Raw genomic sequence first — 22,628 nt, forward strand, 5'->3', positions numbered from 1 at the left:
AACGGACGCCGCCGCTGACACTTGGCCGCGGCGCCCACGTTCGGCTCAGTAGCCGCGAGCGCGATCGACCGCGTTAAGCAGGGGCTCGCCGCGCTTGAGCCGGCGGACATTCTCCGCGATCTGCTGAGCAATCACCGTCCACGAGGCGATCGCGGCCATGTGCGGCGTCACCAGTACGCCTGGTTCGCGCCACAATGGATGATCTGCAGGCAGCGGCTCGCGCTCGAACACGTCGAGCACGGCCCCGCGCAGGTGACCCGTCCGCAGCAGCGCAACCAGGTCGTCGGCAATGAGATGCTCGCCCCGGCTGCACAGGACGAGCGCGGCCCCCTTCGGCAACCGGCTCAGGCGCTCGGCGTTGAGCAGCCCCAGGGTCGACGGCGTCAGCGGCAGCAGCGACACCAGTATGTCGACCTCGCCGAGGAACGCATCGAGCGCCGCAGCACCGCTGAAGGTCCTGATGCCATCGGCTGTCTTGGCCGAGCGCGACCAGGCGCTGACCGAAAAGCCGAGATCGACCAGCCGGCGCGCCGCATCGGTGCCGAGCGTACCGAGCCCGAGAATGCCGACACGCGTATCCTGCGGCGCCCGCTGCGCATAGCGATGCCAGGCACCGGTCCGCGCATTATCAATCACCCGGTCGAAATCGCGGTGGAAATACAGCGTGCTCCACAGCACGAATTCGGTCATCGCAACGCTGATGTCGGGATCGACGATACGACAGACCGGCCGGTCCGGCACACTCGGATCGGCGAGGATGTTGTCGACGCCGGCCGCGATCGAATGGATCAGCTTCAGATTGGGCATCGCGGCGAGCGCGCCGGCTTGCGGCTTCCAGCACACCGCAAGCTCGGCCTCGCGCGAGGCTTCTTCCGGCCAGGATGCGCAGGTAAGGCCGGGCAGCTCGCGCCGAAGCAATGGCTCCAGCGGATCCATCAGACCCGGCGTACTGAGAAAAGCGACGGAAATCATGCGACCGGCGACCAATCGCTCGATGCCGCCGCACGCAGACCGCACCATTGGGCGATGAACAGCGCGATGCTCAAGGTGGTCTTGCGCACGCTGTCGAGTTCGACGCGCTCGTCAAAGGCATGCGGACCTATGCCGTACGGCCCATAGCATAGCGCCGGAATGCCGTAATCGACCGTGTAGTACCGGGTATCGTTGACCGCAGTGGACAGCCGGTCTTCCAGCGGTCGCTCGAACACGCGCTCATGCACGGCGGCGAGCGCGGCTTCCGCCGCGCTGCCGGGCTCGCATACGGCAGGATCGGCCTGAAAGCCGCTCCAGATCAATTCGGCCGGATTGCTCGACAGGAAGCTGTCGCTCGCCTGTGCCTCGGCCAGGCAACGCTCGATGCCGGCCATTGCCTGCTGAGGCGTCTCGCCGGGCAGGATGCCGAGCCGGCAGTCGAGCTCGCACCACGCCGCCGTCGAACTCGCCCAATCGCCGCCCTTGATGATGCCGACGTTGAACTTGATGGGATTCTTGACCGCACCAAACCATTTGTTCGCAGCGGCCCTGGCGTTGATCCCGGCGGTGTAGTCCTGAAACGCGCGCACCAGGTGCATCGCCGAGAGGATCGCGCTGGTGCCGGTTTCGGAATAGGCGACATGCACCGGCGCGCCGCGCACCCGCAGCCGGAACCAGACCGCGCCGACCTGGGCGCGCGTCAGCGTATGACCGGTCGGCTCCGGGATCAGGCAGGCATCGGCGGAGTAACCGCGCATCAGCGTCGCGAGCGCGCCATTGCCGGTGCTCTCCTCCTCCGTGACGGTCTCGAGATGAATGCGCCCGTCCGGCAGGAAGCCGGCCGACCTGATCGCATCAAGCGCGAATATCATCGCGGAGACGCCGCCCTTCATGTCCTGCGCGCCACGGCCGATCATCCAGCCATCGCGAACGATGGCCTCATAGGGCGGATCGGCCCAGAGGTCCGCTGGACCTTCCGGCACCACATCGACGTGCCCTTGCAGGATCAGGCTGCGGCCCTTGCCATCGCTCTCGAGTGTCGCCACGACCTGCTTGGAGCCTTCGAGCGCAATGGCGTCCATCGGTGCGGCTTTCGGATGGCGCGCCAGATCGACATCGGCGAGGCTGAACCGATCGACCTTGTAGCCGCGCGCCTCGAACTGCTTGGCGAGCCAATCCTGCGCCGGCGCCTCCTCGCCGCGCAGGCTCCTGAACTGCACGAGCTTCTGCAGAAATGCGACCTGATCCTGAAAGTTCCGATCGATCGCGGCACGCAGCCGCTCCATCACGTCGTTCGGCACCGCTGCCGTCTTGTCCGTCACAGTCCTCGCCCCTCGCCGCTCGCTTCAACTCTGCCATCAGCATGACACAGCGGGGCACTTATCCAGCATCGTTGGCCCGGCGTCCACCAGTGCCCGGCTTCGTTGGTGATGATCGGGGCGCGCTCGACCGCCGGCCGGCGTCGAGGCGCTCAGCGCTTACGCAAAGGCTGTGCACGCCTTGAGCGGCGTGACCAATATCCGCTCATCGGAGGCGGCTGCGCGAGCTGCGAATTGCGCAGCGCGCATTCACCCATGCGTCGCCAGCGCGGCTGGTGCTTCGCTTCGCCGCACGCGCCAAAGCTATTCCGCGAGAACCGTCTTCAGCCACAGCCGCAGCGCGACGATCGTAGGTTCATCCCAGCGCTCCTTGAGCGCAACGAGCTGATAGGAGCCCATATAGATTGAAGATGGAATAACCTCGACCAATGCTCCGGAGCGCAGATCGTCGTCGACGAGAATGTCGTTGGCGAGCGCCACACCGTGCCCGAACCGAGCCGCTTCGATCGCAAGATGGGTGTGCCACAGCGTCTGCCCCTGCAACGAGCCCGACTCGGAATGACCGGCCAGGGTAAACCAGCGTTCCCATTGCTCGGTGGTTTCCTCGTAGTTCAGTGCGGCCGCCGCAAGGCCTGCCAATGTCGAGATGTCGGGATGGCGCGCGAGGTAAGCAGGGCTTGCCACCGGAAACACGCGCGGGCGCAGCAGCGCTTCCGCCATCAGCGCACCATTGGTGTCGACCTTGTCGGCATACACGATCTCGGCATCGGCCTCGCCGCGCGCCAAGTCGGGGCGCGAAAGCGTCGGCTGCAGATTGATGTCCCAATGGTGCGGTGGTCCCGTCAGTTCCGGCAGTCGCGGCAACAGGCGCCGGGTGACGATGCCTGGAATGCACCAAATCTTCAGGGTCGGTCGCGACGCAGGCCGCACCATCAACGTGGCGCGCGCGATGATGTCGAAGCCCTGTTTCACCTGCGCATGAAACAATTGGCCGACACCGGTGAGCGCGATGCCTCGCCCGACCGGCCGGACGAGCCCCACGCCAAGGCTTCGCTGCAGGTTCTGCAGGTGCCGTGAGATGACGGTATGGCTGACTGCGAGTTCGTCTCCGGCTGAGCGCACGCTGCCGGTACGCCCCACCGCCTCGAAAGCACGCAAAGCAATGAGAGAAGGCAATCGGGATGTGGTCATTGGGTTAATACTCGACACGCGACGACTTGTTCGAACGCTGCTGCCGAGCCGCCGGGACATCCGCTCCACACCCCTTCCCTGCGGGGCAGCGAAACCAGCCCACACCGGCTTTTGAGCGAGTCTAAGCCGGCTTCATGGCCGCGACGGTTCCCTTTTCAGGCCTCGGTAATCCCGGCCCCATTCACCAGACTGCGGCGCCAAGCCGGCATTGCCTAAAATTTTCCATAATCCTCTTCTGAAATCGTGACCGCTTCGAGCAGGAGAACCCGGAAGATGCGGATCACCGACGTGATCTTCGCCGGTTCGCTGGCGGCCCTCGTTGCGGCGGCGCCAGCGCTGGCGAAGAATTCCCCGACACCAAAGACCGACGATCAACAGGCGATGTCATCGCCCTGCCGTGCCTATCAGCAGGCGCCGGACGGGACCTGGACCGAGCTGCCATGCCAGGAGCCCGGTGCCAGCGCGCCAGCGCGGCAGAAATCGGTCAGCAGCGGCGCCGCGGAGCCGTCGCGCTGACACAGATTGCCTAGTCGGATGAGGTCCGGTGCAGGAAGGCGCGCAGGCCTCGTGCGCCTTCAGCGCCGTGCCTGAACAACATGCCGAGATGATCGCCTTCAGTCGACAGGTCGTGCAGGCCGTGTGCTTTGGCAAAGGCCTGCATTGGATCATGCGCCGGGTCATGGCGGCCGTTCCACAACATCACCGGCTGCGTAAGACCGAGCACGGCCTGTTCCGCGCCTTCCAGCTCGTAGAGTGCCTCGAAGCAGGCACGCACGCCCGCCTCGTGCTCGGACGTCACCCATTCCGTCAGCTTAGGTGCCGTCGCTCGGGCGAATTTCATGAAGCTGTCGAAAGTGACCGGCCCGTTCGTGCCCGGCGCCAATCCGCTCATCAGGTTCCAGCCAGCCACCACGAGTGACGACAACCGGCTGGCGTAATCCTTGGCGACGCCGACCGCGAGCCAGCCGCCCATGGAATGGCCAATGACATGCGCGCGTTCACAGCCGAGATCATCGATCACGGCGACAATGTCTCCCGCGCGCTGATCCTGCGCGTAGAGCGCAGGATCAGCCGGCTTATCACTGCGGCCATGGCCGAGAGAATCCACGCAAACAACGCGGAAGTCCTGCGCCAGCACGTCGACGATGCCGCACCGTCGCCAGCTCGCGCCGTCGAGCAACAGGCCATGCTGCAGAACGACGAGCGGTCCAGCACCATCCACGGCGTAGTGAAGGCGCTGTCCGCGATGAGTGGCGAACGGCATACGAATTTCTCCTGCTCCCCTTACGTGGCAAAATGGGGATGAAGACAGGCGGCGCAACAAGTTTGCGTTCCTCGGCGAAACGAATCTGGATTGCCTCGATCACAATGACGGAGCTCGAAACGCCGATCTAATTCTCAATAAGGCGGCGGCTTTCGCTCGCGCTGGGCTGTCGCAGCCTCCGCCCACCACAACAGATCGTCGGCGAAGCGCGGAAACGCGTGCGCCAGCGCCTTGCCCGCCTCGCCGGTCGGCTCACCATCCGCCGACAGCGTCTGCGCAATCGGCCCGACGGCGAGCGTGCTCGACACCACCACCATGCCCATCTCCGAGAGCGTCCCGTGCCAGGCCGTGGCCGCGCGGGCGCCCGACAGACGGCCGGCGGAATAGCTTGCGATTGCCGCCGGACGCCAGAACCACTCCTCCAGGAAATGGTCGGTGAGGTTCTTCAGCCCCGGCTGCAGGCCCCAATTATATTCGCCGGTGACGAAGACGAAGCCGTCGGCCGCGCGGATCTTCCCCGCCAGCTCTTCCATCGGCGCAGGCGCCTCGCCCTTTTTGTATTCCTTGTACATGCGGTCGAGCATGGGAAGGCCGACCGCCTTGGCATCGATCAGTTCGACATCCACGCCCTTGGCGCGCAGGCCTTCGACGACGAAATGGGCAAGGCGGATGCCCATCCGATCGGAGCGATAGGAGCCGTACAGCACCAGGATGCGGAAACTCATGGCAGGTCACCTCCGGATGGCATGTTCGAGCCAGAGTAGCATGCCTGCCTCTGTCTTCCGAACGGCCCTCGCTCCTGCAGCGCGCAGACTTCCCGCCCGCGGCGCGAGGGGCGAGCGCAAACGGCGGGACGTCGGCACGCGACCACCGCGCCGAGGCGTTTAGGGATCGACTATCGCATCACCGAGACCGAAGCCGAGCGCTCGGTCGGTTTGCCGAACACGCTGCGGCAGCCGGCACTGAGGCTCGCGCGCTGGCGCTGCATGCAGGCCACGATGCGGTCGCGGTCGGGAATTTCCGACGAGCACAGCCGGAAGACGTCGCCGGTGCAGAGCCGGCGCTGATCGTCTTCCGTGAAGGCGCTGCTCGCCGATGGCAGCATTGCGACACAGGCCGCCAAGCCTGCGGCCGCAAGCGTCAAGTTCGGTATCCTGAACAGATCAGTCCGCATCGTCGCCCCCACATTGCCTGCTGTTTGCCTCGATCCACCCCCGCTGCCCGCTCCCCGCGAAGCAGCGCCGCCGCCGCAGAATCAAATCATGACACGTCGATACGCGCCTTCAACACGCGCGTTTCTCCGTGCACCAGAATTTTGCCGGCTGTTGCAGCTGCGACTCTCAGCGCGAGGCATGTGCGGACAAATCCGTCACGGCAGGAACTTGTGCGCGCCGCCAAATCGTCACGACCGGACCGCATTGCGGCCCCGCCCCGCGCACAGTCTGGCGGCGTATTAGCGGCGGTTCCGAGTGTGGGCGTGAGGGAGGCAGGTCATGGCGTACACGATGATCGCGGAGCGCGATAACCAAAAAGTTCGCAAACAGCGCGAGAGTGCCCTGATCGTCCTCGCCAACGCGCGCGTCCTGGAAAGCCAGGGCTGGCAGGTCGTCATCGTGAACGATGACGGCAAGGATTTCAATCTCGCCGCATTCGAGGCGGGCCTGGCGCAGAAATTCTCGTCCTGGTTCCAGGCAACGACGCGGGAGGTCTCATCCCCCGCTGATGGAGACGAGGCCGCGGCGGAGGCCACGGAGGCGCTGGTCGCGGCAGAGCTGGTCGCCGAAGCCATGGAAGCCGAGGAGCACGAACTCCAGGAGGTTGACGAAAGCGATTTCGACGACCTCGAAGGCGAAGATGCCGAGCGCGAGAGCGTCCGGACCGAGCCTGTCGATGCCGAGCAGGCCGTCCTCGACGAGATCGCGCTCGAGATCGCAACGGTCGACTGACCGCGGCGGCGCGCCGTCACTCTCCTCCTTCGTAGAACAGCTCCAGCGGCAGGCCGACCAGCGCCTTGCCGATCCATTCGCGTGCGATGATGTTGGACGGCCCCATCGCGATCGCCGCGCGTGCATCACGGAAAGCGCGCTCGATCGGGCCGCGGTGGTAGCCATAGCCGCCGGTAACGGTCAGCGCTGACGAGGCCACCTTGTTGGCGACCTCGGCGGCATGGACCTTGAACTCGGTCAGCGGGATCAGGATCTCGCTCTGCGGCCGTCCCGCCCGCCACAGCTCGTCGAGCTTTTCGGCCAGCTCGATCCGCCACGGCCGCAGGCTCTCCACCAGCACCTTGGCCGCGCCGAGTTCCTGACGGATCGCCTGATAGTCCGACAGGCTCTTGTTCCTGTCCTTGTGCACGAAACCGGTCGTATGCGCGACCGCGGCATTGAGCACACCGCGCGCCAGGCCTTCCCACACCGCGCCGAGCCCGATCAGGTAGACCGGCGACACGCCGTCATAGATGATCTCCTTGCCCTGCCCTTCGGCGCCGAGCCGGTCGCGCTGCGGTATCAGCACATTGGCGTAGCGGATCGGGCCGGAATGGTTGGCGCGGACGCCGAGCGCCTCCCATGGCCGCGACTCGATGCCATCGGCCTTGCCGTCGACGATGAAGAAGATGATGTCGGCCTGGTCCTTGGCGCCGGGCGTGCGCGTCTGCGCGACGTAGAAGTCGGCCTGCCCCGAGCTCGTCGTGAACGACTTCTCGGCATTGAGCCTGTAATCGTCGCCGTCGCGCGAGGCCTCCGACAGGTTGTACCACCAGTGCCCGCCGGTGGCGCGCTCGCTGGTCGAATAGGTACCGAGCAGCGTGCCGTTGTTCGCCTTCAGCCAGCGCTCCTTCTGGTCGTCGGAGCCGAACAGGTTGATGGTCTGGGCCGCGCCGACGTGCATGACATAGACGAGGCCGGTCGAGGCATCGGCCTGGCCGATCCGATAGGCAGCTTCCGCGAAATCGACATGGCCGAGCCCGAGCCCGCCGAAGCGCGGCGCGTTCAGCACGCCGGTCCAGCCGGCCTCGGCGAGCGCCAGCAGGTTCTCGCGCGGAAAGCGGCCTTCGCGATCGTTGCGGTCGGCATTGGCCCTGACCACCTGCTCGATCACGGTGTCGAGCTGCGGATACGGACCTTCCTCGAGCTTGCGTACGGCGGTGCTGGTCGGCATGCGGGGTCTCCTCTTTTCCCTGAAGTCAGGCCACGGCCTGGGTTGAATGCGCCGGCGCCGCAGCGCCGCCGAGATAGAGATGCTTGATGTCGGCGCGCCGCCGCAGCTCGCGCGCGGGGCCGGACAGCACGCTGCGGCCGCCCTCCAGCACGATCGCGCGGTCCGCGAAGCGCAGCGCCACGGTCGAATTCTGCTCGGCGACCAGGAGCGACAATCCCTGCTCGGCGTTCAGCGTCTTGAGCGCGCGGAAGATGGCTTCGACCACCAGCGGCGCCAGCCCCATCGAGGGCTCGTCGAGCACGAGAAGCCGCGGGCGCGACATCAGCGCGCGGCCGATCGCCGTCATCTGCTGCTCGCCACCGGAGGTCAGGCCCGCCACCGACCGGCGGTGCCGCGCAAGCTGCGGAAACAGCGCATACACACGATCGAGGCCGTCGCGGATGTCTCCCCGCCTGGCGTCGCGGCCGATCGCGCCGGTGATCAGGTTCTCCTCCACGGTCAGCGAGGCGAAGCAATGGCGCCCCTCGAGCACCGGCACGAGGCCGGCGCGCACCAGCTCCGCGGCTGCGACAGAGGTGACGTCACGTCCATCAAAGGCGATGCGGCCGGCGGTGACCTGGCCGCGCCGCGCCGGCAGCAGCGCCGAGACCGCTTGCAGCGTCGTCGACTTGCCGGCGCCGTTGGCGCCGAGCAGCGCGACGATCTCGCCGCGCTCGACCGCGACCGACACGTCGCTGACCGCGCAAATCGCCTGGTCGTAGGTCGCCGCCAGATGTTCGACCGACAACAGCACGTCACTCATGATGGACCGTCCTTGGATGGCGATGCGCGGCAGGCCTGCTCCCGCGCATCGGGTCTGCCGTCATTGTCCGACCGGCTCGTCGCCGGAGCTGCGGATCTTGATGCCGTGCTCCTGCGCATAGGCGGTCGAGGATTTCTCGATGATCGGCCGCAGCGCCGCCCAGTCCGGCGAGATCCAGTCGGACACCACCTTCCACTTGGCGCCGTCCCATTGCTGGAAGGTCACACGGCCATCGCCCTCGTGATTATCCCAGGTGACGTGGATCGAATGAAATAGACCCTTGGCGCCGAGTGCCTCGACCCGTGCTGGGTCGAGCTGCAGATGTTCGAAGCCCCAGCGCACCTCGTCGCCGGTCAAAGTGCGCTTACCGAACTTCTCCTGCGCGATCCTGACCGCCTCCACGTTGAGGATGCCGTTCACGATGCCGAGATTGTGGTAGACGCTGCCGATCCGCTTCTTGTCGTCGAGATTGCCCTTGCCGCCGCCGTACACGGTCTTGATGATCTCCTGCAGGACCGGATATTCCGCGCCGGAGGCCTGCGTCGTGATCGCGACGTAGCCCTTGGCGGCATCGCCGGCCGGGATCACGTCTTCCTCGGAGTTGGACCAGACGTTCCCGATGATGTGGTCGACCGGGAAGCCGACCTTCTGCGCCGTCTTCAGCGCCACCGGGTTCATCACGCCCCAGCCGCGCAGCACGACGTAGTCGGCCTTGGCGCGCCGGATCGACAGCCATTGCGACTGCTGCTCATTGCCGGGATGCGGCACCTCGATCTGCTCGAGCGCGAAGCCGTATTTGTCCGCAAGCAGCTTGTAGATCGGGATCGTCTCCTTGCCATAGGGCGAGCCGTGATAGAGCACGATGATCTTCTTGCCCTTCAGTTTCTCCGGCCCGCCCTCGCGCGAGGCGATGTAGTTCACGATGCCCGAGGTCTCGCTGTAGGGATTGAGCAGCAGCGGAAACACGTAAGGGAACACGCGGCCATCGGTGGAATCGGTGCGGCCGTGGTTGATCGTGATCAGCGGCACCTTGTCCTTGGTGATGCGGTCGATCATCGCGTAGGCGATGCCGACCGAGAGCGGATTCCAGGCCGCCACGCCCGGCCGGCTCTTCAGCCGCTCATAGACCTCGACGCCGCGCTCGACCTCGTACTGGGTCTCGCCCTCGTCCCAGGTCAACTTGACGCCGCCAACGCCGCCGTCGCGGATGTTGATCAGGTTGAGATAGTCGATGAAGCCGCCGAAGAAACCGGTGCCACCGGCTGCGTAAGGCCCGACGCGATAGCTCTGCAGCGGGAAGAACTGCTCGTCCGCCTTGACCGATACCGTCGTGGCGAGGCCGAGCGCGAACGCCGCCCCCATCGCCATTTTCACTCGTCTGAACACGGTCATCATAGCTCCTTTTCTCGTGAGGCTGTCTCAGGTCTGTCGTCAGGTTGCGGTGGTCTGCGGCTTGGCGCGACGCAGCGAGGCCCAGGCCCGATCGAGCAACGCGATCAGCCCGCGCGGCTCGGCGATCAGGAAGACGATGATCAGCGCACCGATCACGATGCGCTGGCTCATTTCGAGCACGCCGGAGTCGAACAGGCCGCCGAGCAGCGCAGCTCCGAGCCGCGACAGCAGCAGCGGAAACGCGACGATGAAGGCCGCGCCCACGAAGGCGCCACGCAGCGAGGCGAGCCCGCCGATGATGATGATGAACAGGATCTGAAACGAGCGATCGAGGTTGAAGCCGGCCGGCTCGACCGTGCGCAGATACGCGAAGGCCCACAGCACCCCCGCGACGCCGATCAGGAACGAGGACACCGCAAAGGCCAGCAGCTTGGTGCGCAACAGCGGCACCCCGATCACCTTCGCCGCCACCTCATGGTCACGCACCGCGATGAAGTTGCGGCCGGTCTGCGAGGCCAGGAGCCTGGCGGTCAGTGCGGTCGCGAACGCGACGACGGTCAACGTAAAGACGTAGCGTCCGATCGCGCTTGTGAAGGTGAGACGACCGATGCGGATCACCGGCGCGTCGATCACGCCCGATGGATTGTCGTTTGAGAACCAGCCGAACTTGGTCAGCGCCCACTGCACGAAGAACTGCGCGGCCAAGGTCGAGACGGCCAGGTAGAAGCCGCGCAGCCGCAGGCTGGGCAGGCCGAAGATGATGCCGAACAGGGCGGCGACCACTCCCGCCAGCACGATGTCGGCGAGCAGCGGCAGCTCCGGCACGCGAAGATTGAGATTGTAGGCAGCATAAGCCCCGACAGCGAGGAACGCCGCGGAGCCCAGTGACACCTGCCCGGCATAGCCGGTCAGCACGTTGAGCCCGACCGCCGCGAGCGCCAGCGCCAGGAACGGCGTCAGCACCGCATCCATCAGATAGTCCGAGCCGATCAGCGGCACGAGGCCGTAAGCCAGCACGAGCAGGATCACCACGCCGAGCAAATTGGCCTTGAGCAGCGACGGTTTCGTCGGGGTCACGGTCGCATCGAGGATCATCGTCACGGCTACACCCTTTCGACCAGCTTCTGGCCGAACAGGCCGGACGGGCGCACCAGGAGCAGCGCCAGCGCCACCACATAGGCCGCCCAAGCCTCGATGCCGCCGCCGAAGAACGGCCCGACATAGACCTCCGCGAGCTTCTCGATGGCGCCGATCAGGAGCCCGCCAATAATCGCGCCGGCGATCGAGTCGAAGCCGCCGAGCACCAGCACCGGCAGGGCCTTGAGCACGACCAGCGACAGCGAGAACTGCACGCCGAGCCGCGCCCCCCACAACAAGCCGGCGACCAGCGCGACGATCCCGGCCGCCGTCCACACTGCGGCCCAGACCCGTGGCAGCCGCAGCCCCACTGCGAGCGCAGCAAACTGATCGTCGGCCACGGCGCGAAAGGCGAGCCCGGTGCGCGTGTAGCGGAAGAACAGCGTGAACAGCGCGACGAGACTGCCGGCGACTGCGGCCGCGAACAGGTCGAAGCGGCTGATGAAAACCCCGCCGACATCAAAGGGAGTGTCGCTGACCCCGATATCGAGCCCGTGCACCTGAGTGCCCCACACCAGTTGCGCGGTCCCCTCGATCACATAGGACAGACCAAGCGTCGCCGTGAACAGCGTGATCGGCGGCTGGTTGATCAGCGGCCGCAACACGGCGCGTTCGACCGCAACACCGAGCCCGACCATGATCGCGAGCGTCGCCAAGAGCGCCAACGGGAACGACGTGCCGCGCTCGACCAGGCTGACGAAGGTCAAGGCGGCGAACAGGAGCATCGCGCCTTGCGCAAAATTGAGCACGCCCGAGGTCTTGTAGATCAGCACGAAGCCGATCGCGACCAGCGAATACATCACGCCGGAGAGCAGCCCGCCGATCAGGACTTCGATCAGGAATTGATAGTCGAACATCAGATCGCAAGCTCCGCTTCGTCCTCATGAGCGACGCCGAGATAGGCGTCCACGACGGCCTGATCGGCGCGGATCTCCTCCGGCCGCCCATCTGCGATCTTGCGGCCATAGTCGAGCACCGCGATGTGATCGGAGAGCTCCATCACGATGCCGATGTCGTGCTCGATCAGCACGATCGTGGTGCCGTAGCTGTCGCGCGCATTGCGGACGTGCTGCGCCAGCTCCTGCTTCTCGCTCAGGGTCACTCCGGCAAAGGGTTCATCGAGCAGCAGCAGGCGTGGACGAGCCACCAGCGCGCGCGCCAGCTCGACCCGCTTCTGCAGGCCGTAAGGCAGCGTGCCGGCGATCCGGCGCCGCACATCGGCGAGATGCAGGAAACCGATCACCGCGTCGGCGGCGACGCGATTCTCTGCTTCGATGCGCCGCGCCAGCGGCGAACCGATGATCTGGCGGACAAAGCCGGCGCGGACGCGATGCGCGAGGCCCATCAGCACGTTGTCGAAGACGGACAATCCCTTGAACAGCGCGAGATTCTGGAAGGTGCGGGCAACGCCATGGCTCGCCAGCCTCGCCGTCGGCACCTGACGGAACTCACGATCGCCAAGCCACACGGCGCCGGCATCCGGCCGGTAGAGCCCGCTGACGACATTCAGCAGCGAGCTCTTGCCGGCGCCATTCGGGCCGATTATGGCCCTGATCTCGCCCTCCGCGACGTCGAGATCGATGTCCCGGAGGGCGCTGACGCCGCCGAACGACAGCGAGATATTGGCGAGCCGCAGCACCGGACGCGGGCTGCGGACGTCCGCACGAGCCGGCAGTTCGGCCGCCTCCGCCGCGAGCAGCTGACGCGCTGTCCCCGGGGCATACGTCTCGAGGGCCAGCACATCCATCCATGTCGCCAATCCCGACAAAGCGGCTCTCCCTCGCCTACTCGGCGGCCTGGGCGCGCGCGCCCGCCTTGGAGCTCTCCTTGGCTTCGAGCTCGCGCACCAGCGGGATCACGTGCTTGCCGAAATACTCGACCTCCTCCTGGAAATGCAGGAAGCCGAGCAGGATCAGATCGGCGCCGACCTCCTTGAGCGCGACGATGCGTTCGGCAATCTGCTGTGGCGTGCCGATCAGGTTGGTCTTGAAGCCGTCGTTGTACTGAACGAGATCTTCGAAGGTCGATTTGGCCCAGTTGCCCTCGCGTTCCGGTGAGGCCTTGCCCGCGTTGGCCACCTCATGTGCGAAGGCGTTGACGGCCTCCGGATCGGCATGATCGAGAATCTCCTTCAGCACGGCCTGCGCTTCGGCCTCGGTATCGCGCGCGATCGCGAATGCGTTGACGCCGATCTTGACCGAATGGTTGTTGGCCTTCGCCTTGGCCCTGATGTCGTCGACCTGCGCCTTGATGCCCTCGACCGTATTGCCGTTGGTGAAGTACCAGTCGGACACCCGCGAGGCCATGTCGCGCGCCGCCCGCGAGCTGCCGCCCTGGAAGATTTCCGGCTGCGGATCGATCGGCTTCGGCTTCAGCGAATAATTCGTGAAGCGATAGAAGTCGCCGCGGAAATTGAAATTGTCCTCGGTCCAGATGCCGCGCAGCACGCGGATGAACTCCTCGGAGCGGCGGTAGCGCTCGTCATGGTCGAGCCAGGGCTCGCCGATCGCGGCGAACTCGCCACGGAACCAGCCGCTGACGATGTTCACCGCCACGCGGCCTTCGGTGAGATGGTTGATGGTCGCGATCTGCTTGGCGACCACCGCCGGATGCCAGGGTCCCGGCAGGATCGCCGCGATCACCTTCAGCCGCGTGGTCGCTCCGAGCAGCGCATGGCTGAACGAGACCGATTCATGCTGATACTCCGCGCCGTAGCCGGCGGTGAAGCGGATCTGGCTCAACGCGTAATCGAATCCGCTCTCTTCGGCGATCTGCGCCAAGCGCTTGTTGTAGCCAATGTCCCAGCTCGTCCGCTGCGGAATCTTGGAGATCACCAGGCCGCCCGAAACGTTGGGCACCCAATAGGCAAACTTGATCGCTGACTCTTTGGCCGTCATTGTTTCCTCGCTTTGTCCTCATCAGCACACGCCGGCACCGCCTGGATGCCGGCACCGCCTGGATAAGGACGACAACCGGCATTCGCGCCGCCAGCCGGCAGTGCGCGTGTGTTGGATTGCACCAAATATCGAGATGAGCAGGCATCGCCTGCCGATGCCGCGACGCGCCGGCGTCGCGACCGCCGTATCAAACCGTCAACAGAGCCACGCGCAGACCGTGCGCAACAGGCTGCCATTCATGAGTGGAGCCGCATCGCTATCGTGGCGATCATCATCGACGATCATGCATGTTCCCTCTGTCAACCAACGTCGACCGACGTTCGAAGTGTCTCAGAGAAGACCGCATCGAGCGAGTCCAAGACCGTCTATATTTGATTGCAGAAGCAAAAGCGGGTTTCTTAGATTCCCGCCGGACGGATCATTTGTCCTGTCCCATCTCCGGCGATGCCTCCGCGTTGTTTGACAACGAGGGCGCGGACTCATTAACGCGCAACCATGGCCTGATTGACGCAAGCTGGACGAAGGCGAGGCAACTAAGGGCAGACGCGACGCATGTTGGCCGGTGTGATCAACAAAACAAAAGTGATCGCGTCATCCGAGACTAACGGCCGCCAGATCCAAAATCGCTGATGTGATCCGCCCCACCCACCTCCTTGATGAAGGCGAGCAGGAGCGTGCTGAGCCGAGCCGGCTGCTCCTGTTGGATCCAGTGACCGGCGCCGTCGATCAGCTCGATGCCGCTCATCCTCGTCGCCGCCTTCGTCCTCATGAGATCGACCGCGCCCGGCGCCGAATAGGTGCCCCAATCGCTCTTTCCGCCGATGAAGAGCGACGGGACATCGATCGTCTTGCCCGAAAACAGGCGCAACTCAGCGTTCAGGTCAGGATCGGAATAGACCCGGTAAGCCTGCAGGGCGCCTTGAAACCCGGTGCGGCCATACTCCTCCGTGTACACTCCGAGTTCCGGCTCAGTCAGCCATTTGCAGGCCTGGACCTCAGCTGCGGAAGGGTGGAATGGAGCGACGGTCTGGGGCATCGTCTTGCCAAGATCCATGACGTAATAGGTGGGCATCTTTGCAAGTTCTGTGGCGGTTCGCGCCTTCAACGGATGCGGCTTGTTTCCCGGCCAATCGGCGCTCTTGACGTAGAAAAATGCACGAAGAAACGCATGTAGACCTTGAGGGGGGTGCCACATGTCATCGTTCGCTCCCCGTGTGCTCAAATATTGTTGGTAATACTCTCTCGGCGGATCGAGCGCCGCCAGCGCGGCCGCCAGCTTTTGATTTTCGGTGTTCGGTTGGACCGACGATGCCTCGCTTTCCGCAGTGTTGAAAGGAAACGCCGGCGGACCGGGAAACGGTGCGCTCATCAGCACCACGGAGGGAAAGACGTCAGGGCGCGCCAGCGAACAATAAGCGGCCACGGGTGAGCCGAAGTCGTGCCCGACGAGCATTGCCGTGCGCCGATACCCCAACGCCGAAACCAGTCCGAGGGCGTCGCGCGTCATGTTCAAAAGGCTGTAGGGTTCAAGCGGAGTGTCATAGCTGTTCACCCAACCGGTGGTGCGGCCAAAGCCCCGCTGGTCGGGCGCCACCACATGGTACCCGGCGTCAGCCAATAGCGGGAGCAGGTGTCGCCAGCCATAAGCCAGATCCGGAAAGCCGTGCAGAAGCAGCACGAGCGGCCGGCCGCGGCTTTCGTAACCAGCCTCGAGAATATGGACATCGAGGCCGTTGATCCCATGGATCATGCGCGAGCGAACCCCCTTGGGAAGCGTACCCTCGCCATATGTTGCTGTGGCCAAATCGGTTTCTCCTATGGGATTTGCGCGGCCCGGTCGAAGGGAAGCCGCGACCAGACCGGCCGCGCCCATCGCTAAGAGGGCTCGTCGGGACGCCGATGACTTGAGACCAACTGGATGACTCATCACGGCGCGCACTGTCCGCGTGCAGGCGCTTGGTCCGGGCATTGGTAGAGGAGCATCACGAGATTCTTTCTATGGTGATCACCATAGTATGGCAATCGCCATAGTACCGTCAAGCGGAAGGTGCTACGTTCACGGCATGCCACGTAAGACTGACGCCCGCGCTCGCGCGATTGCCACAGCTGAACGACTGTTTCGCATCCAAGGCTACACAGCGACTGGATTGACCCAGATCATTGAAGAAAGCGGTGCACCGAAAGGGTCGTTCTACTTTCATTTTCCGCGCGGCAAGGCACAGCTCGCAGAAGAAGCAATCGATCATTACGTCGCGAGCAGGATTGCGGTATTGCGGAATATCTCCGCGAATACGACGGGCGACGCTCTGACCTTTGTTCATCAGATTTTCAGCACATTCGCGGCTGAAATGGTCGCCTCCGATTTCCGTTATGGATGCCTGATGCAAAATCTGGCGAATGAGCTGCCCGCGCTCGATGCTGAGCTGACCAAGCGGGTCGCGCGCGGATTTGTCGATTCGACCGAGATAATCGCTGAGCATTTTAGAGGGTGCGGTTTCGCTCCCACGCGCGCGTCCTCTACCGCAACCGCGTTGGTAGCCGCCCTCGAAGGCGCCCGAACAATCGCCCGCTTGGAGCGATCACCGGCTGTATTCGAGGCGCTCGCGGATGTCAGTTGCCAACGGTGCCAGTTACCAAAATGACCGGGAGATTCGCCGCCGGGATATCCTCGTGTCGGCTCTTGGGCCCAGAGCGGACCATTGTCGAAATCCGGATGAACAGCTAGTCCTGTTCGCGTCCCCTTGAGCTTGGCCGCTTCGACGAGTGGAAACATACTGGATGCCGATTGGCGAATACGTCAGCCCAGATGGTCAGCTGAAATTTCTTGTAACCTGTCCCGACGGCGATTGGACGCTGGGCTTCGACGGATGTCCCACTCACACGCATGGGAGCATCCTTGCTGGTTTGTCGGGCATTGACGAAGTCACCGCCGTCGAACGCTATCTCGCTGATCTCATCGGAAATCTCAGCGTCATTAATATCATACGGATTTCGGGTGTTCTAAGCGATGCTTGGATAACCGATGATCCTGCCGAAGAAGTGCTTAGCTGGCAGAAATACGGCGCTCCGGACGAGACGGTTGAATTTCGGCTATGGAATGGGACCGCCGTGCAGCCCTGAGTTACGGACTCCTGCATATATGACGAGTGTGCTTCGTTGCCTTTTGGCCCATTTGCGACTTCCCGGTCGGGCGCGGCGGCAGTCCGCACCCCGGACATGACCGGAAGCAATCGATCACGAGACCGACAGGCGGCTGTTGACCCGAAGCGGACCTCCGCAATGGGCTTGGTCTGTAGTGGGACCAGCGCTAGATTGAGCGTGAACGGTCTAAAGGGAGATGACAGTGAATTTCTCACGCGACGAACTCGTTGCCCGGTTGGTCAAGGCGGGTGAACTTGAAGTCATCGGTGGGGATCAGTCAGAGACTGACAGCTACTTTGACACGGAGCATTTCCGCTTCCACGGACCTGGCGGCTTCGAGACGGACTACGGCGGGCTCACCAACTACTTCAAGTCCGTACGCGCAGCGTTTGATGATCGCTCAATCCGTCGGGGTATCATCGTCGTCGAGGGCAACTACGTAGCCTGCCAGACGTGGATCGAGGGAAGATTTGTCCATGAGTTTACACATTCACCGGCCGGCCCTCTGCCTCCGAACGGCGAACGGGTAATTTGGGATTTGTCAAACATCTTCCGGTTTGACGATAAAGGTCGTCTTCTCGAAGAGTGGGTGCGGACTGATTACCGCAGCTTTCTTCGCCAGCTTGGAGCGGAAGGTCGTTAAGGCGCGGGTTGAAACGAGATTGGAAATACCAGCTGCTACGCGCTGGTCGATAAATAGAGCCACTTCCGCGTTTGGCCTTAAGCGGCGGTCGGAGGATGTCTGGTCTTCTGCCGCTGTCGGTGAACAAGCCGACATCCCGGCGAACGGGTTCGACGGCTGCATGAGGCCCGTGCAGCGGGCATCCGATGGAATGAGCCGTTCCTCTAGATTGAGTTAGGGGCTGTCCTAATTCGATGGTCACCGAGCGTTCCGGTTAGCCTTATCGGCTCAGCTGGCGCGAGCCGCCTTCTCACGAGCCTGACAGCGTCGATGTAGGGATTTGACGCGCGATGCCGCTCTAGATCAGAGCAAAGCGCATCGACTGCTGCCTTGTCAAAATCGATTTCGGGAGGGTCTAGCTGCAAGTCGGTCTCGACCACCAGAACCGTTTTCGTGCCATTCGCGTCAATGACGTATTCGACATTAACGGACAGCACGTTTCGGTCGGTTATCATATGAATCTCATTGACTGGGGCCGTTGGCGTCCTCCCCATATCATGACACGCCTGCGATGTCGTCGCTTGGCCCGTCCCGGACCTTCCGGTCTGCGCCCGCGATGTCGGCTTTCGGACCTCGACCAGAAGTAAGCAGGTCGGGACCGATGGCCGCTTTGATCCGCAGCGGTCATAGTCGTTCGTGAATTTTATGGCTATCCCGGTCAGATCGCATATCAAAACCGCCCGCGCCGAAACACGAAGTTCGCCAGCGATTTCAACGCAAATCGGCCTGTCCAGTCTGGCCGCGAAAAATTTTCCTGTTTCGTATTTTCGGAAATCATGTTTTTCTATCGCCATCCTGCCTCACCACGGAGGGGCGTTGCGCGCGATCGTCACGACACGCGAGGCAGGGAGGCGGTGGCCGCGAGACATCGGCAGCGCTCATTGAGCGCGGACGAACGATGCTTTGCGGACGTCGAAATCGTGTGGTCCTGGCGCCCCGGTGCTGGCGTCCTGCACAACGCGTTCACGCGTTGTCGCAGCGCGATGATGCTCCGCATCACGTGGACAGGGGCAAGAGAGCCGGTCCCTGAGGAGAGCGCGTATAAGACGTAAAGCCATCGCGCAGGGAATGCCGGATGTTCGGCTTAACCTGTGGTGACTGCCGCCTGCTTTCTTTGTTGCAGGCGGGCCATGGGTGAGGCCTTCACCCGGCATTCCCCATAGGCGTTAAGTTTATGCTTGAGTGTTGGAATCCGCCGTGATTCGAACAGGGGATGGCAGACGAATCGCTCCTGAACGAGGACTGGACGAGAGTGGTTGCGCAGCTGGGCGGGGCTGCGCAGCTCGAGAAAACTGCGCGCCAGACGAAGGCCTTCGCGCGTCGGCGGCAGATTCCAGATGCGGTGACGTTACTTCGGCTGATGCTGGCCTATTGTTTGGGTGAAAGAGGGCTGAGATCGACAGCCGCATGGGCGGCTTCTGTTGGCCTTGCCGACCTCACCAGCGTGGCGTTGTTCTATCGGCTGCGTCAATGTGGTGATTGGTTTGCGGTGCTGGTGGAGGGCTTGCTCGCTGCGGCAGCTCCGAAGGCGAGCCAAGGCCGCCTGATCCGCATCATCGATGCGACGACAGTGCCTCAGGCGGGACCGGCTGCGCGCAAGAACAGTGAGCTTTGGCGCGTTCATAGCGCATTTGATCTGCCCTATGAGCGCTTTGGTCACTTCGAGCTGACAGATCAGCAAGAGGGCGAAACGTTTGACCGGATACCAGTGGTCAAGAACGAGATCCGCATTGCTGACCGCGCTTATCTGCAACCTGACCGCATTGCGGCCGTCCGCGAAGCCGGGGCCGACGTTTTGATCCGAGCGGGCTGGAAGAACGCACGTTGGCTTGACGCCAAAGGCCTTCCGTTCGATCTGATGGCCCAATTGCGTGCCGCGAAGGCGCGCGGACTGGTCGATCGGGAGATTTGGATCAAGCGCAAGGGCGGCGCGCCTCTGGCTATGCGTCTGGTCGCAATCAAGAAGCCCACCGGTGCGGCTGCTGCTTCTCGGCGTAAAGCCCGGCAAGACGCAAAAGATGAAAACCGCATCATCTCCAAAGAAACTTTGGAGGCTGCGGATTGGGTCATTCTGATCACGTCGCTCGCGCGGGACGAGTTCTCCACCAAAGATGTGCTTGCGCTCTATCGATTGCGATGGCGGATCGAGCTTGGGTTCAAGCGACTGAAGAGTCTGATTGGCCTCAAGACGCCGCCAGGAACCGATCCGCGCTCTGCCAAGCCCTACCTGCTGGCCCACCTCCTGATCATCCTGTTGCTCGAGCCGCTTGCCAGCGACTTCGAGGACTCTCCCCACTGGACGCAGGCCGCTTAACGACGCCTGGCGCTTGGCGGGTCCTGCAGCAGCTCGTTGCATCCTTGCTGCAAGCAATCATTCCACAACCAACCATCCGTTGCTTGCGCCGCAGAAAACGCGCGTTGGGGCGCCACCTTCGCGAGCCTCCTCGAAAACGCAAGTATCAATCGATGCTCGCGCTACCTTAACGCCTATGCGGCATTCCCTGCGCCCTCCATCTTGTGAGGGTCCCGGCTTCGATAACTCGGGCGTATCAGCGCCGCGAGACGGTGACGGTCATGAGTAGCGCCGCGAACGGCGGACAGCCCCCGCTCCGGACTTTCCCGCGCTCACAACATCTTCGCGTGGACGAACAGCGTGCGCACGGCATTGGTCGCTTGCACTGTCATGATCGCGTTGTCAGCGGCAGCCTCGAGCGCGGACACCGCCTGACCGTGCAGCGATCTGAACTCCATCCATTCGACCGCATTGAGGCTGGCCAGGAACTGATAGGCCTGTCCCACCGTCGAAATCGCGACCGACTTGCCGTTGACCTTGATGTTGAAGGTGGTGCGCAGCCGTGTCTCAGAGCTTGCAGGATCGCTCATCGGCCAGCTCCGGGACGGGCGACGAGATTGGGCGCTGCGATCGCGCAGGGGCGCAGCAAGGTATCACTACTCCGATTTCAGCGCGGTCCTGGTGAACGCAGCGCTGTCGAGCCTGGTGACGACCACGAGCCGATTGAACTCGCCGTCGTCGTAGGCCTTCAGGAAGCGATCATAGTTCCGGATCGACACGCAGCCGTTGGAATCGCCATCGGGACCGAGCATGTAGCTATGGGTGAGCAGGCCGACGCGCCCAAGCGCCGAGCCTTCTACAGCGGTCATGCGGAGGGCCCGAACGCCGTGAAACAGCTTCTCACGCGGCTTGAGCTCGTAGGTAGCAGGCGGCGTTGCGCCGACCATGCGCTGATTGACGTGCTCGGGGTCGTCCCGCAGCCCCCCCATGCCGGAATGGGCTTCAAGGCCGATGCCGGACGGCAAATAGACCATCTTTGCCGTGATGTCATAGACCGCCGTCTGGCGGTCATAGCCGAGGGCCGCGAGATCCACGCCGGGGCGGATGCCGCTGTCCGGCGTCAGGGAGGCGAGCTTGGCCGGGCTCGGCAAGAGATCCGAGAGCTTTTGCAGGAAGGAGCGGTCATCGCCCGGCATCCCGACGTCGCCCGGCACGGCCGAAGCCAGCAGGCTCGTCGGCTGATTGGCCGCTACAGGTCGCGGTCGTGGCAGAGGCACCCCGGGCGCCGGCATCGTGACGCCGGTGCCTTCCGTCAGGGCGGGCCGCCAATCGCCGGCGGCCGTGTCGCCGGAGCCGCTGTTGCGCGATCCCATGCCGATCACCAACGCGGCGCGCGCATCGAGGAGCTGCCGGTCGAAGCCGCGCGAGGCAAAGCGATCAAGCGCCCGAATGGCGTCTTTCTCGGAATAGGCGGTGGCCGAGGCAGCTGCCGGCGCGAAACGCGTTTCGAAGGAGATCTGAGGGGCCGTCGGAATCGCAGCGGCGGCCAACGGCGCCCGATCGGCATCGGCGCCGATCCAGGCGGCGGCCCCCGCAGAAATGGCAAGCCCGGCCAGCAACAGCGCGACGACCTCGGACCGTCCGAAGCGGTCACGCGTCAGCAGCATGTCTACGCTTGCTTCGGTAGAAGCCATCGCAACCCCAGTATGCCCCCATCGGTTCACCTGGCGAAGGCGACCGACCCCAGGGGGATTCGACTCGTCGTGACATAGGAAGGACAAGAGTGCGGCATAATCTAGACCAAGGTCGCCCGATGACAGCAAAACTTGCCGCCCCTCAAGAGGAGGCGCATGGCCGGGCTTTCAGCCCCGTCCACTTGAAATTCAATTTTGAAACAAGGGGTTAGACCCGTCATGACCACATCCGCCTTCGATCTGGACCGCTTCGTCGCAGCCCAGGACCCACTCTATTCACATGTCGTCGCCGAGCTTGCCGCGGGCCGTAAGCAGAGCCACTGGATGTGGTTCATCTTCCCGCAGGTTGCCGGCCTCGGCTTTTCCGCCATGGCCCAACGCTACGCCATCCGCTCGCGCGCGGAGGCTGAGGCGTATCTCGCCCATCCCATCCTTGGTTCGCGGCTCCTCGAATGCACGCGCCTCGTGCTCGAGGTGAGCGGCAAGACCATTCACGCCATTCTTGGCTCGCCCGACGACATCAAATTCCGCTCGTCGATGACGTTGTTCGACGCGGTGGCGAATCAGCCGATCTTCGCCCAGGCGATCGACAAATATTACGGAGGCGAGAAGGACCAGGCGACGCTCGATCTTCTGGACCGGCTGCGAACCTAGTCCGCTGATTCCGCCGGACGGGAGACGTGGG

At 63.8% G+C, this 22,628-nt stretch carries 23 protein-coding genes; 7 read left to right on the forward strand and 16 right to left on the reverse strand.

What is annotated here, in order from left to right:
• Nucleotides 1–45: 45 nt before the first annotated feature.
• The 3 genes from QX034_RS31510 to QX034_RS31520 form a co-directional block, all read right to left on the reverse strand.
• Entirely contained in the window at nucleotides 46–972 is a 927-nt protein-coding gene (locus QX034_RS31510; protein WP_315703603.1) for a glyoxylate/hydroxypyruvate reductase A, read from the reverse strand.
• Nucleotides 969–2,294 carry an ArgE/DapE family deacylase gene (locus tag QX034_RS31515; protein ID WP_315729174.1) on the reverse strand — a complete coding sequence of 442 codons (1,326 nt, stop codon included), beginning with the start codon at nucleotides 2,292–2,294 and terminating at the stop codon, nucleotides 969–971. Before QX034_RS31515 ends, QX034_RS31510 begins: the two co-directional genes overlap by 4 nt.
• Before the next feature lie 300 nt (nucleotides 2,295–2,594).
• Entirely contained in the window at nucleotides 2,595–3,482 is an 888-nt protein-coding gene (locus tag QX034_RS31520; protein ID WP_315703601.1) for a LysR substrate-binding domain-containing protein, read from the reverse strand.
• Between the two features lie 273 nt (nucleotides 3,483–3,755).
• Here QX034_RS31520 and QX034_RS31525 point away from each other — a divergent pair, with 273 nt between their 5' ends.
• Nucleotides 3,756–3,998, forward strand: a complete 243-nt coding sequence (locus QX034_RS31525; RefSeq protein ID WP_315703600.1) for a hypothetical protein — start codon at nucleotides 3,756–3,758, stop codon at nucleotides 3,996–3,998.
• Between the two features lie 10 nt (nucleotides 3,999–4,008).
• On the opposite strand, the gene QX034_RS31530 is transcribed toward QX034_RS31525, so the two are convergent.
• The 3 genes from QX034_RS31530 to QX034_RS31540 all read right to left on the reverse strand — a co-directional run bounded on the left by QX034_RS31530 (nucleotide 4,009) and on the right by QX034_RS31540 (nucleotide 5,890).
• Nucleotides 4,009–4,806, reverse strand: coding sequence for an alpha/beta hydrolase (locus tag QX034_RS31530; RefSeq protein WP_316196253.1), 798 nt, complete (start codon nucleotides 4,804–4,806; stop codon nucleotides 4,009–4,011).
• 74 nt (nucleotides 4,807–4,880) lie between these two features.
• Nucleotides 4,881–5,471: an NAD(P)H-dependent oxidoreductase gene (locus tag QX034_RS31535; protein ID WP_315703598.1), complete on the reverse strand. Its 591-nt coding sequence runs from the start codon at nucleotides 5,469–5,471 to the stop codon at nucleotides 4,881–4,883.
• A gap of 170 nt (nucleotides 5,472–5,641) precedes the next feature.
• Nucleotides 5,642–5,890, reverse strand: a complete 249-nt coding sequence (locus QX034_RS31540) for a hypothetical protein (RefSeq protein ID WP_315703597.1) — start codon at nucleotides 5,888–5,890, stop codon at nucleotides 5,642–5,644.
• Nucleotides 5,891–6,239: 349 nt separating this feature from the next.
• On the opposite strand from QX034_RS31540, the gene QX034_RS31545 reads away from it, so the two are divergent.
• On the forward strand, nucleotides 6,240–6,692 hold the full coding sequence (locus tag QX034_RS31545; RefSeq protein ID WP_315703596.1) for a hypothetical protein: 453 nt from the start codon (nucleotides 6,240–6,242) through the stop codon (nucleotides 6,690–6,692).
• Between the two features lie 16 nt (nucleotides 6,693–6,708).
• Here the strand turns inward: QX034_RS31545 and QX034_RS31550 are convergent, their stop codons facing one another.
• The 8 genes from QX034_RS31550 to QX034_RS31585 form a co-directional block, all read right to left on the reverse strand.
• Nucleotides 6,709–7,905, reverse strand: coding sequence for an acyl-CoA dehydrogenase family protein (locus QX034_RS31550; RefSeq protein WP_315730931.1), 1,197 nt, complete (start codon nucleotides 7,903–7,905; stop codon nucleotides 6,709–6,711).
• 25 nt (nucleotides 7,906–7,930) lie between these two features.
• A complete protein-coding gene (locus tag QX034_RS31555) occupies nucleotides 7,931–8,707 on the reverse strand; it encodes an ABC transporter ATP-binding protein (RefSeq protein WP_316166659.1) in 777 nt (258 codons plus the stop codon).
• 60 nt (nucleotides 8,708–8,767) lie between these two features.
• Nucleotides 8,768–10,099, reverse strand: coding sequence for an ABC transporter substrate-binding protein (locus tag QX034_RS31560; RefSeq protein ID WP_315703593.1), 1,332 nt, complete (start codon nucleotides 10,097–10,099; stop codon nucleotides 8,768–8,770).
• A gap of 39 nt (nucleotides 10,100–10,138) precedes the next feature.
• On the reverse strand, nucleotides 10,139–11,194 hold the full coding sequence (locus tag QX034_RS31565; protein WP_315704266.1) for a branched-chain amino acid ABC transporter permease: 1,056 nt from the start codon (nucleotides 11,192–11,194) through the stop codon (nucleotides 10,139–10,141).
• Nucleotides 11,195–11,202: 8 nt separating this feature from the next.
• Nucleotides 11,203–12,093 carry a branched-chain amino acid ABC transporter permease gene (locus tag QX034_RS31570; protein WP_315730935.1) on the reverse strand — a complete coding sequence of 297 codons (891 nt, stop codon included), beginning with the start codon at nucleotides 12,091–12,093 and terminating at the stop codon, nucleotides 11,203–11,205.
• The gene (locus tag QX034_RS31575; RefSeq protein ID WP_315703591.1) at nucleotides 12,093–12,983 is read right to left on the reverse strand and encodes an ABC transporter ATP-binding protein; all 891 of its coding nucleotides are present in this window, start codon (nucleotides 12,981–12,983) and stop codon (nucleotides 12,093–12,095) included. The genes QX034_RS31570 and QX034_RS31575 overlap by 1 nt, the downstream gene beginning before the upstream one ends.
• A gap of 37 nt (nucleotides 12,984–13,020) precedes the next feature.
• On the reverse strand, nucleotides 13,021–14,133 hold the full coding sequence (gene sfnG, locus QX034_RS31580; protein ID WP_315703590.1) for a dimethylsulfone monooxygenase SfnG: 1,113 nt from the start codon (nucleotides 14,131–14,133) through the stop codon (nucleotides 13,021–13,023).
• A 601-nt stretch (nucleotides 14,134–14,734) separates the two neighbouring features.
• A complete protein-coding gene (locus tag QX034_RS31585; protein ID WP_315703589.1) occupies nucleotides 14,735–15,937 on the reverse strand; it encodes an alpha/beta hydrolase in 1,203 nt (400 codons plus the stop codon).
• Between the two features lie 259 nt (nucleotides 15,938–16,196).
• Here QX034_RS31585 and QX034_RS31590 point away from each other — a divergent pair, with 259 nt between their 5' ends.
• The 4 genes from QX034_RS31590 to QX034_RS31605 all read left to right on the forward strand — a co-directional run bounded on the left by QX034_RS31590 (nucleotide 16,197) and on the right by QX034_RS31605 (nucleotide 20,270).
• Nucleotides 16,197–16,775, forward strand: a complete 579-nt coding sequence (locus QX034_RS31590; RefSeq protein ID WP_315703588.1) for a TetR/AcrR family transcriptional regulator — start codon at nucleotides 16,197–16,199, stop codon at nucleotides 16,773–16,775.
• A 136-nt stretch (nucleotides 16,776–16,911) separates the two neighbouring features.
• On the forward strand, nucleotides 16,912–17,253 hold the full coding sequence (locus QX034_RS31595) for a hypothetical protein (protein WP_315703587.1): 342 nt from the start codon (nucleotides 16,912–16,914) through the stop codon (nucleotides 17,251–17,253).
• Nucleotides 17,254–17,476: 223 nt separating this feature from the next.
• On the forward strand, nucleotides 17,477–17,917 hold the full coding sequence (locus QX034_RS31600) for an ester cyclase (protein WP_315703586.1): 441 nt from the start codon (nucleotides 17,477–17,479) through the stop codon (nucleotides 17,915–17,917).
• A gap of 1,252 nt (nucleotides 17,918–19,169) precedes the next feature.
• Nucleotides 19,170–20,270 (forward strand): IS4 family transposase, encoded by a 1,101-nt coding sequence (locus QX034_RS31605; protein WP_315701243.1) that lies wholly within the window; start codon nucleotides 19,170–19,172, stop codon nucleotides 20,268–20,270.
• A 311-nt stretch (nucleotides 20,271–20,581) separates the two neighbouring features.
• Here QX034_RS31605 and QX034_RS31610 read toward each other — a convergent pair whose 3' ends face one another.
• Together QX034_RS31610 and QX034_RS31615 are read right to left on the reverse strand one after the other, a co-directional pair.
• Nucleotides 20,582–20,839 carry a hypothetical protein gene (locus QX034_RS31610; protein ID WP_315703585.1) on the reverse strand — a complete coding sequence of 86 codons (258 nt, stop codon included), beginning with the start codon at nucleotides 20,837–20,839 and terminating at the stop codon, nucleotides 20,582–20,584.
• 66 nt (nucleotides 20,840–20,905) lie between these two features.
• On the reverse strand, nucleotides 20,906–21,943 hold the full coding sequence (locus tag QX034_RS31615; RefSeq protein WP_315703584.1) for a DUF2778 domain-containing protein: 1,038 nt from the start codon (nucleotides 21,941–21,943) through the stop codon (nucleotides 20,906–20,908).
• 219 nt (nucleotides 21,944–22,162) lie between these two features.
• Here QX034_RS31615 and QX034_RS31620 point away from each other — a divergent pair, with 219 nt between their 5' ends.
• Nucleotides 22,163–22,597: a DUF1810 domain-containing protein gene (locus tag QX034_RS31620; protein WP_315703583.1), complete on the forward strand. Its 435-nt coding sequence runs from the start codon at nucleotides 22,163–22,165 to the stop codon at nucleotides 22,595–22,597.
• The last annotated feature ends 31 nt before the right edge of the window (nucleotides 22,598–22,628 follow it).

This window comes from Bradyrhizobium sp. SZCCHNR3119 (assembly GCF_032487775.1).
Taxonomy (GTDB): Bacteria; Pseudomonadota; Alphaproteobacteria; order Rhizobiales; family Xanthobacteraceae; genus Bradyrhizobium.

Coding starts and splice junctions, on each gene's coding strand:
- QX034_RS31510 (WP_315703603.1), bottom strand. CDS start 972: ATGATTTCCGTCGCTTTTCTCAGTACGCCGGGTCTGATGGATCCGCTG.
- QX034_RS31520 (WP_315703601.1), bottom strand. CDS start 3,482: ATGACCACATCCCGATTGCCTTCTCTCATTGCTTTGCGTGCTTTCGAG.
- QX034_RS31525 (WP_315703600.1), top strand. CDS start 3,756: ATGCGGATCACCGACGTGATCTTCGCCGGTTCGCTGGCGGCCCTCGTT.
- QX034_RS31535 (WP_315703598.1), bottom strand. CDS start 5,471: ATGAGTTTCCGCATCCTGGTGCTGTACGGCTCCTATCGCTCCGATCGG.
- QX034_RS31545 (WP_315703596.1), top strand. CDS start 6,240: ATGGCGTACACGATGATCGCGGAGCGCGATAACCAAAAAGTTCGCAAA.
- QX034_RS31550 (WP_315730931.1), bottom strand. CDS start 7,905: ATGCCGACCAGCACCGCCGTACGCAAGCTCGAGGAAGGTCCGTATCCG.
- QX034_RS31555 (WP_316166659.1), bottom strand. CDS start 8,707: ATGAGTGACGTGCTGTTGTCGGTCGAACATCTGGCGGCGACCTACGAC.
- QX034_RS31560 (WP_315703593.1), bottom strand. CDS start 10,099: ATGACCGTGTTCAGACGAGTGAAAATGGCGATGGGGGCGGCGTTCGCG.
- QX034_RS31565 (WP_315704266.1), bottom strand. CDS start 11,194: ATGATCCTCGATGCGACCGTGACCCCGACGAAACCGTCGCTGCTCAAG.
- QX034_RS31570 (WP_315730935.1), bottom strand. CDS start 12,093: ATGTTCGACTATCAATTCCTGATCGAAGTCCTGATCGGCGGGCTGCTC.
- QX034_RS31575 (WP_315703591.1), bottom strand. CDS start 12,983: ATGGATGTGCTGGCCCTCGAGACGTATGCCCCGGGGACAGCGCGTCAG.
- sfnG (WP_315703590.1), bottom strand. CDS start 14,133: ATGACGGCCAAAGAGTCAGCGATCAAGTTTGCCTATTGGGTGCCCAAC.
- QX034_RS31590 (WP_315703588.1), top strand. CDS start 16,197: ATGCCACGTAAGACTGACGCCCGCGCTCGCGCGATTGCCACAGCTGAA.
- QX034_RS31595 (WP_315703587.1), top strand. CDS start 16,912: ATGCCGATTGGCGAATACGTCAGCCCAGATGGTCAGCTGAAATTTCTT.
- QX034_RS31605 (WP_315701243.1), top strand. CDS start 19,170: ATGGCAGACGAATCGCTCCTGAACGAGGACTGGACGAGAGTGGTTGCG.
- QX034_RS31610 (WP_315703585.1), bottom strand. CDS start 20,839: ATGAGCGATCCTGCAAGCTCTGAGACACGGCTGCGCACCACCTTCAAC.
- QX034_RS31615 (WP_315703584.1), bottom strand. CDS start 21,943: ATGGCTTCTACCGAAGCAAGCGTAGACATGCTGCTGACGCGTGACCGC.
- QX034_RS31620 (WP_315703583.1), top strand. CDS start 22,163: ATGACCACATCCGCCTTCGATCTGGACCGCTTCGTCGCAGCCCAGGAC.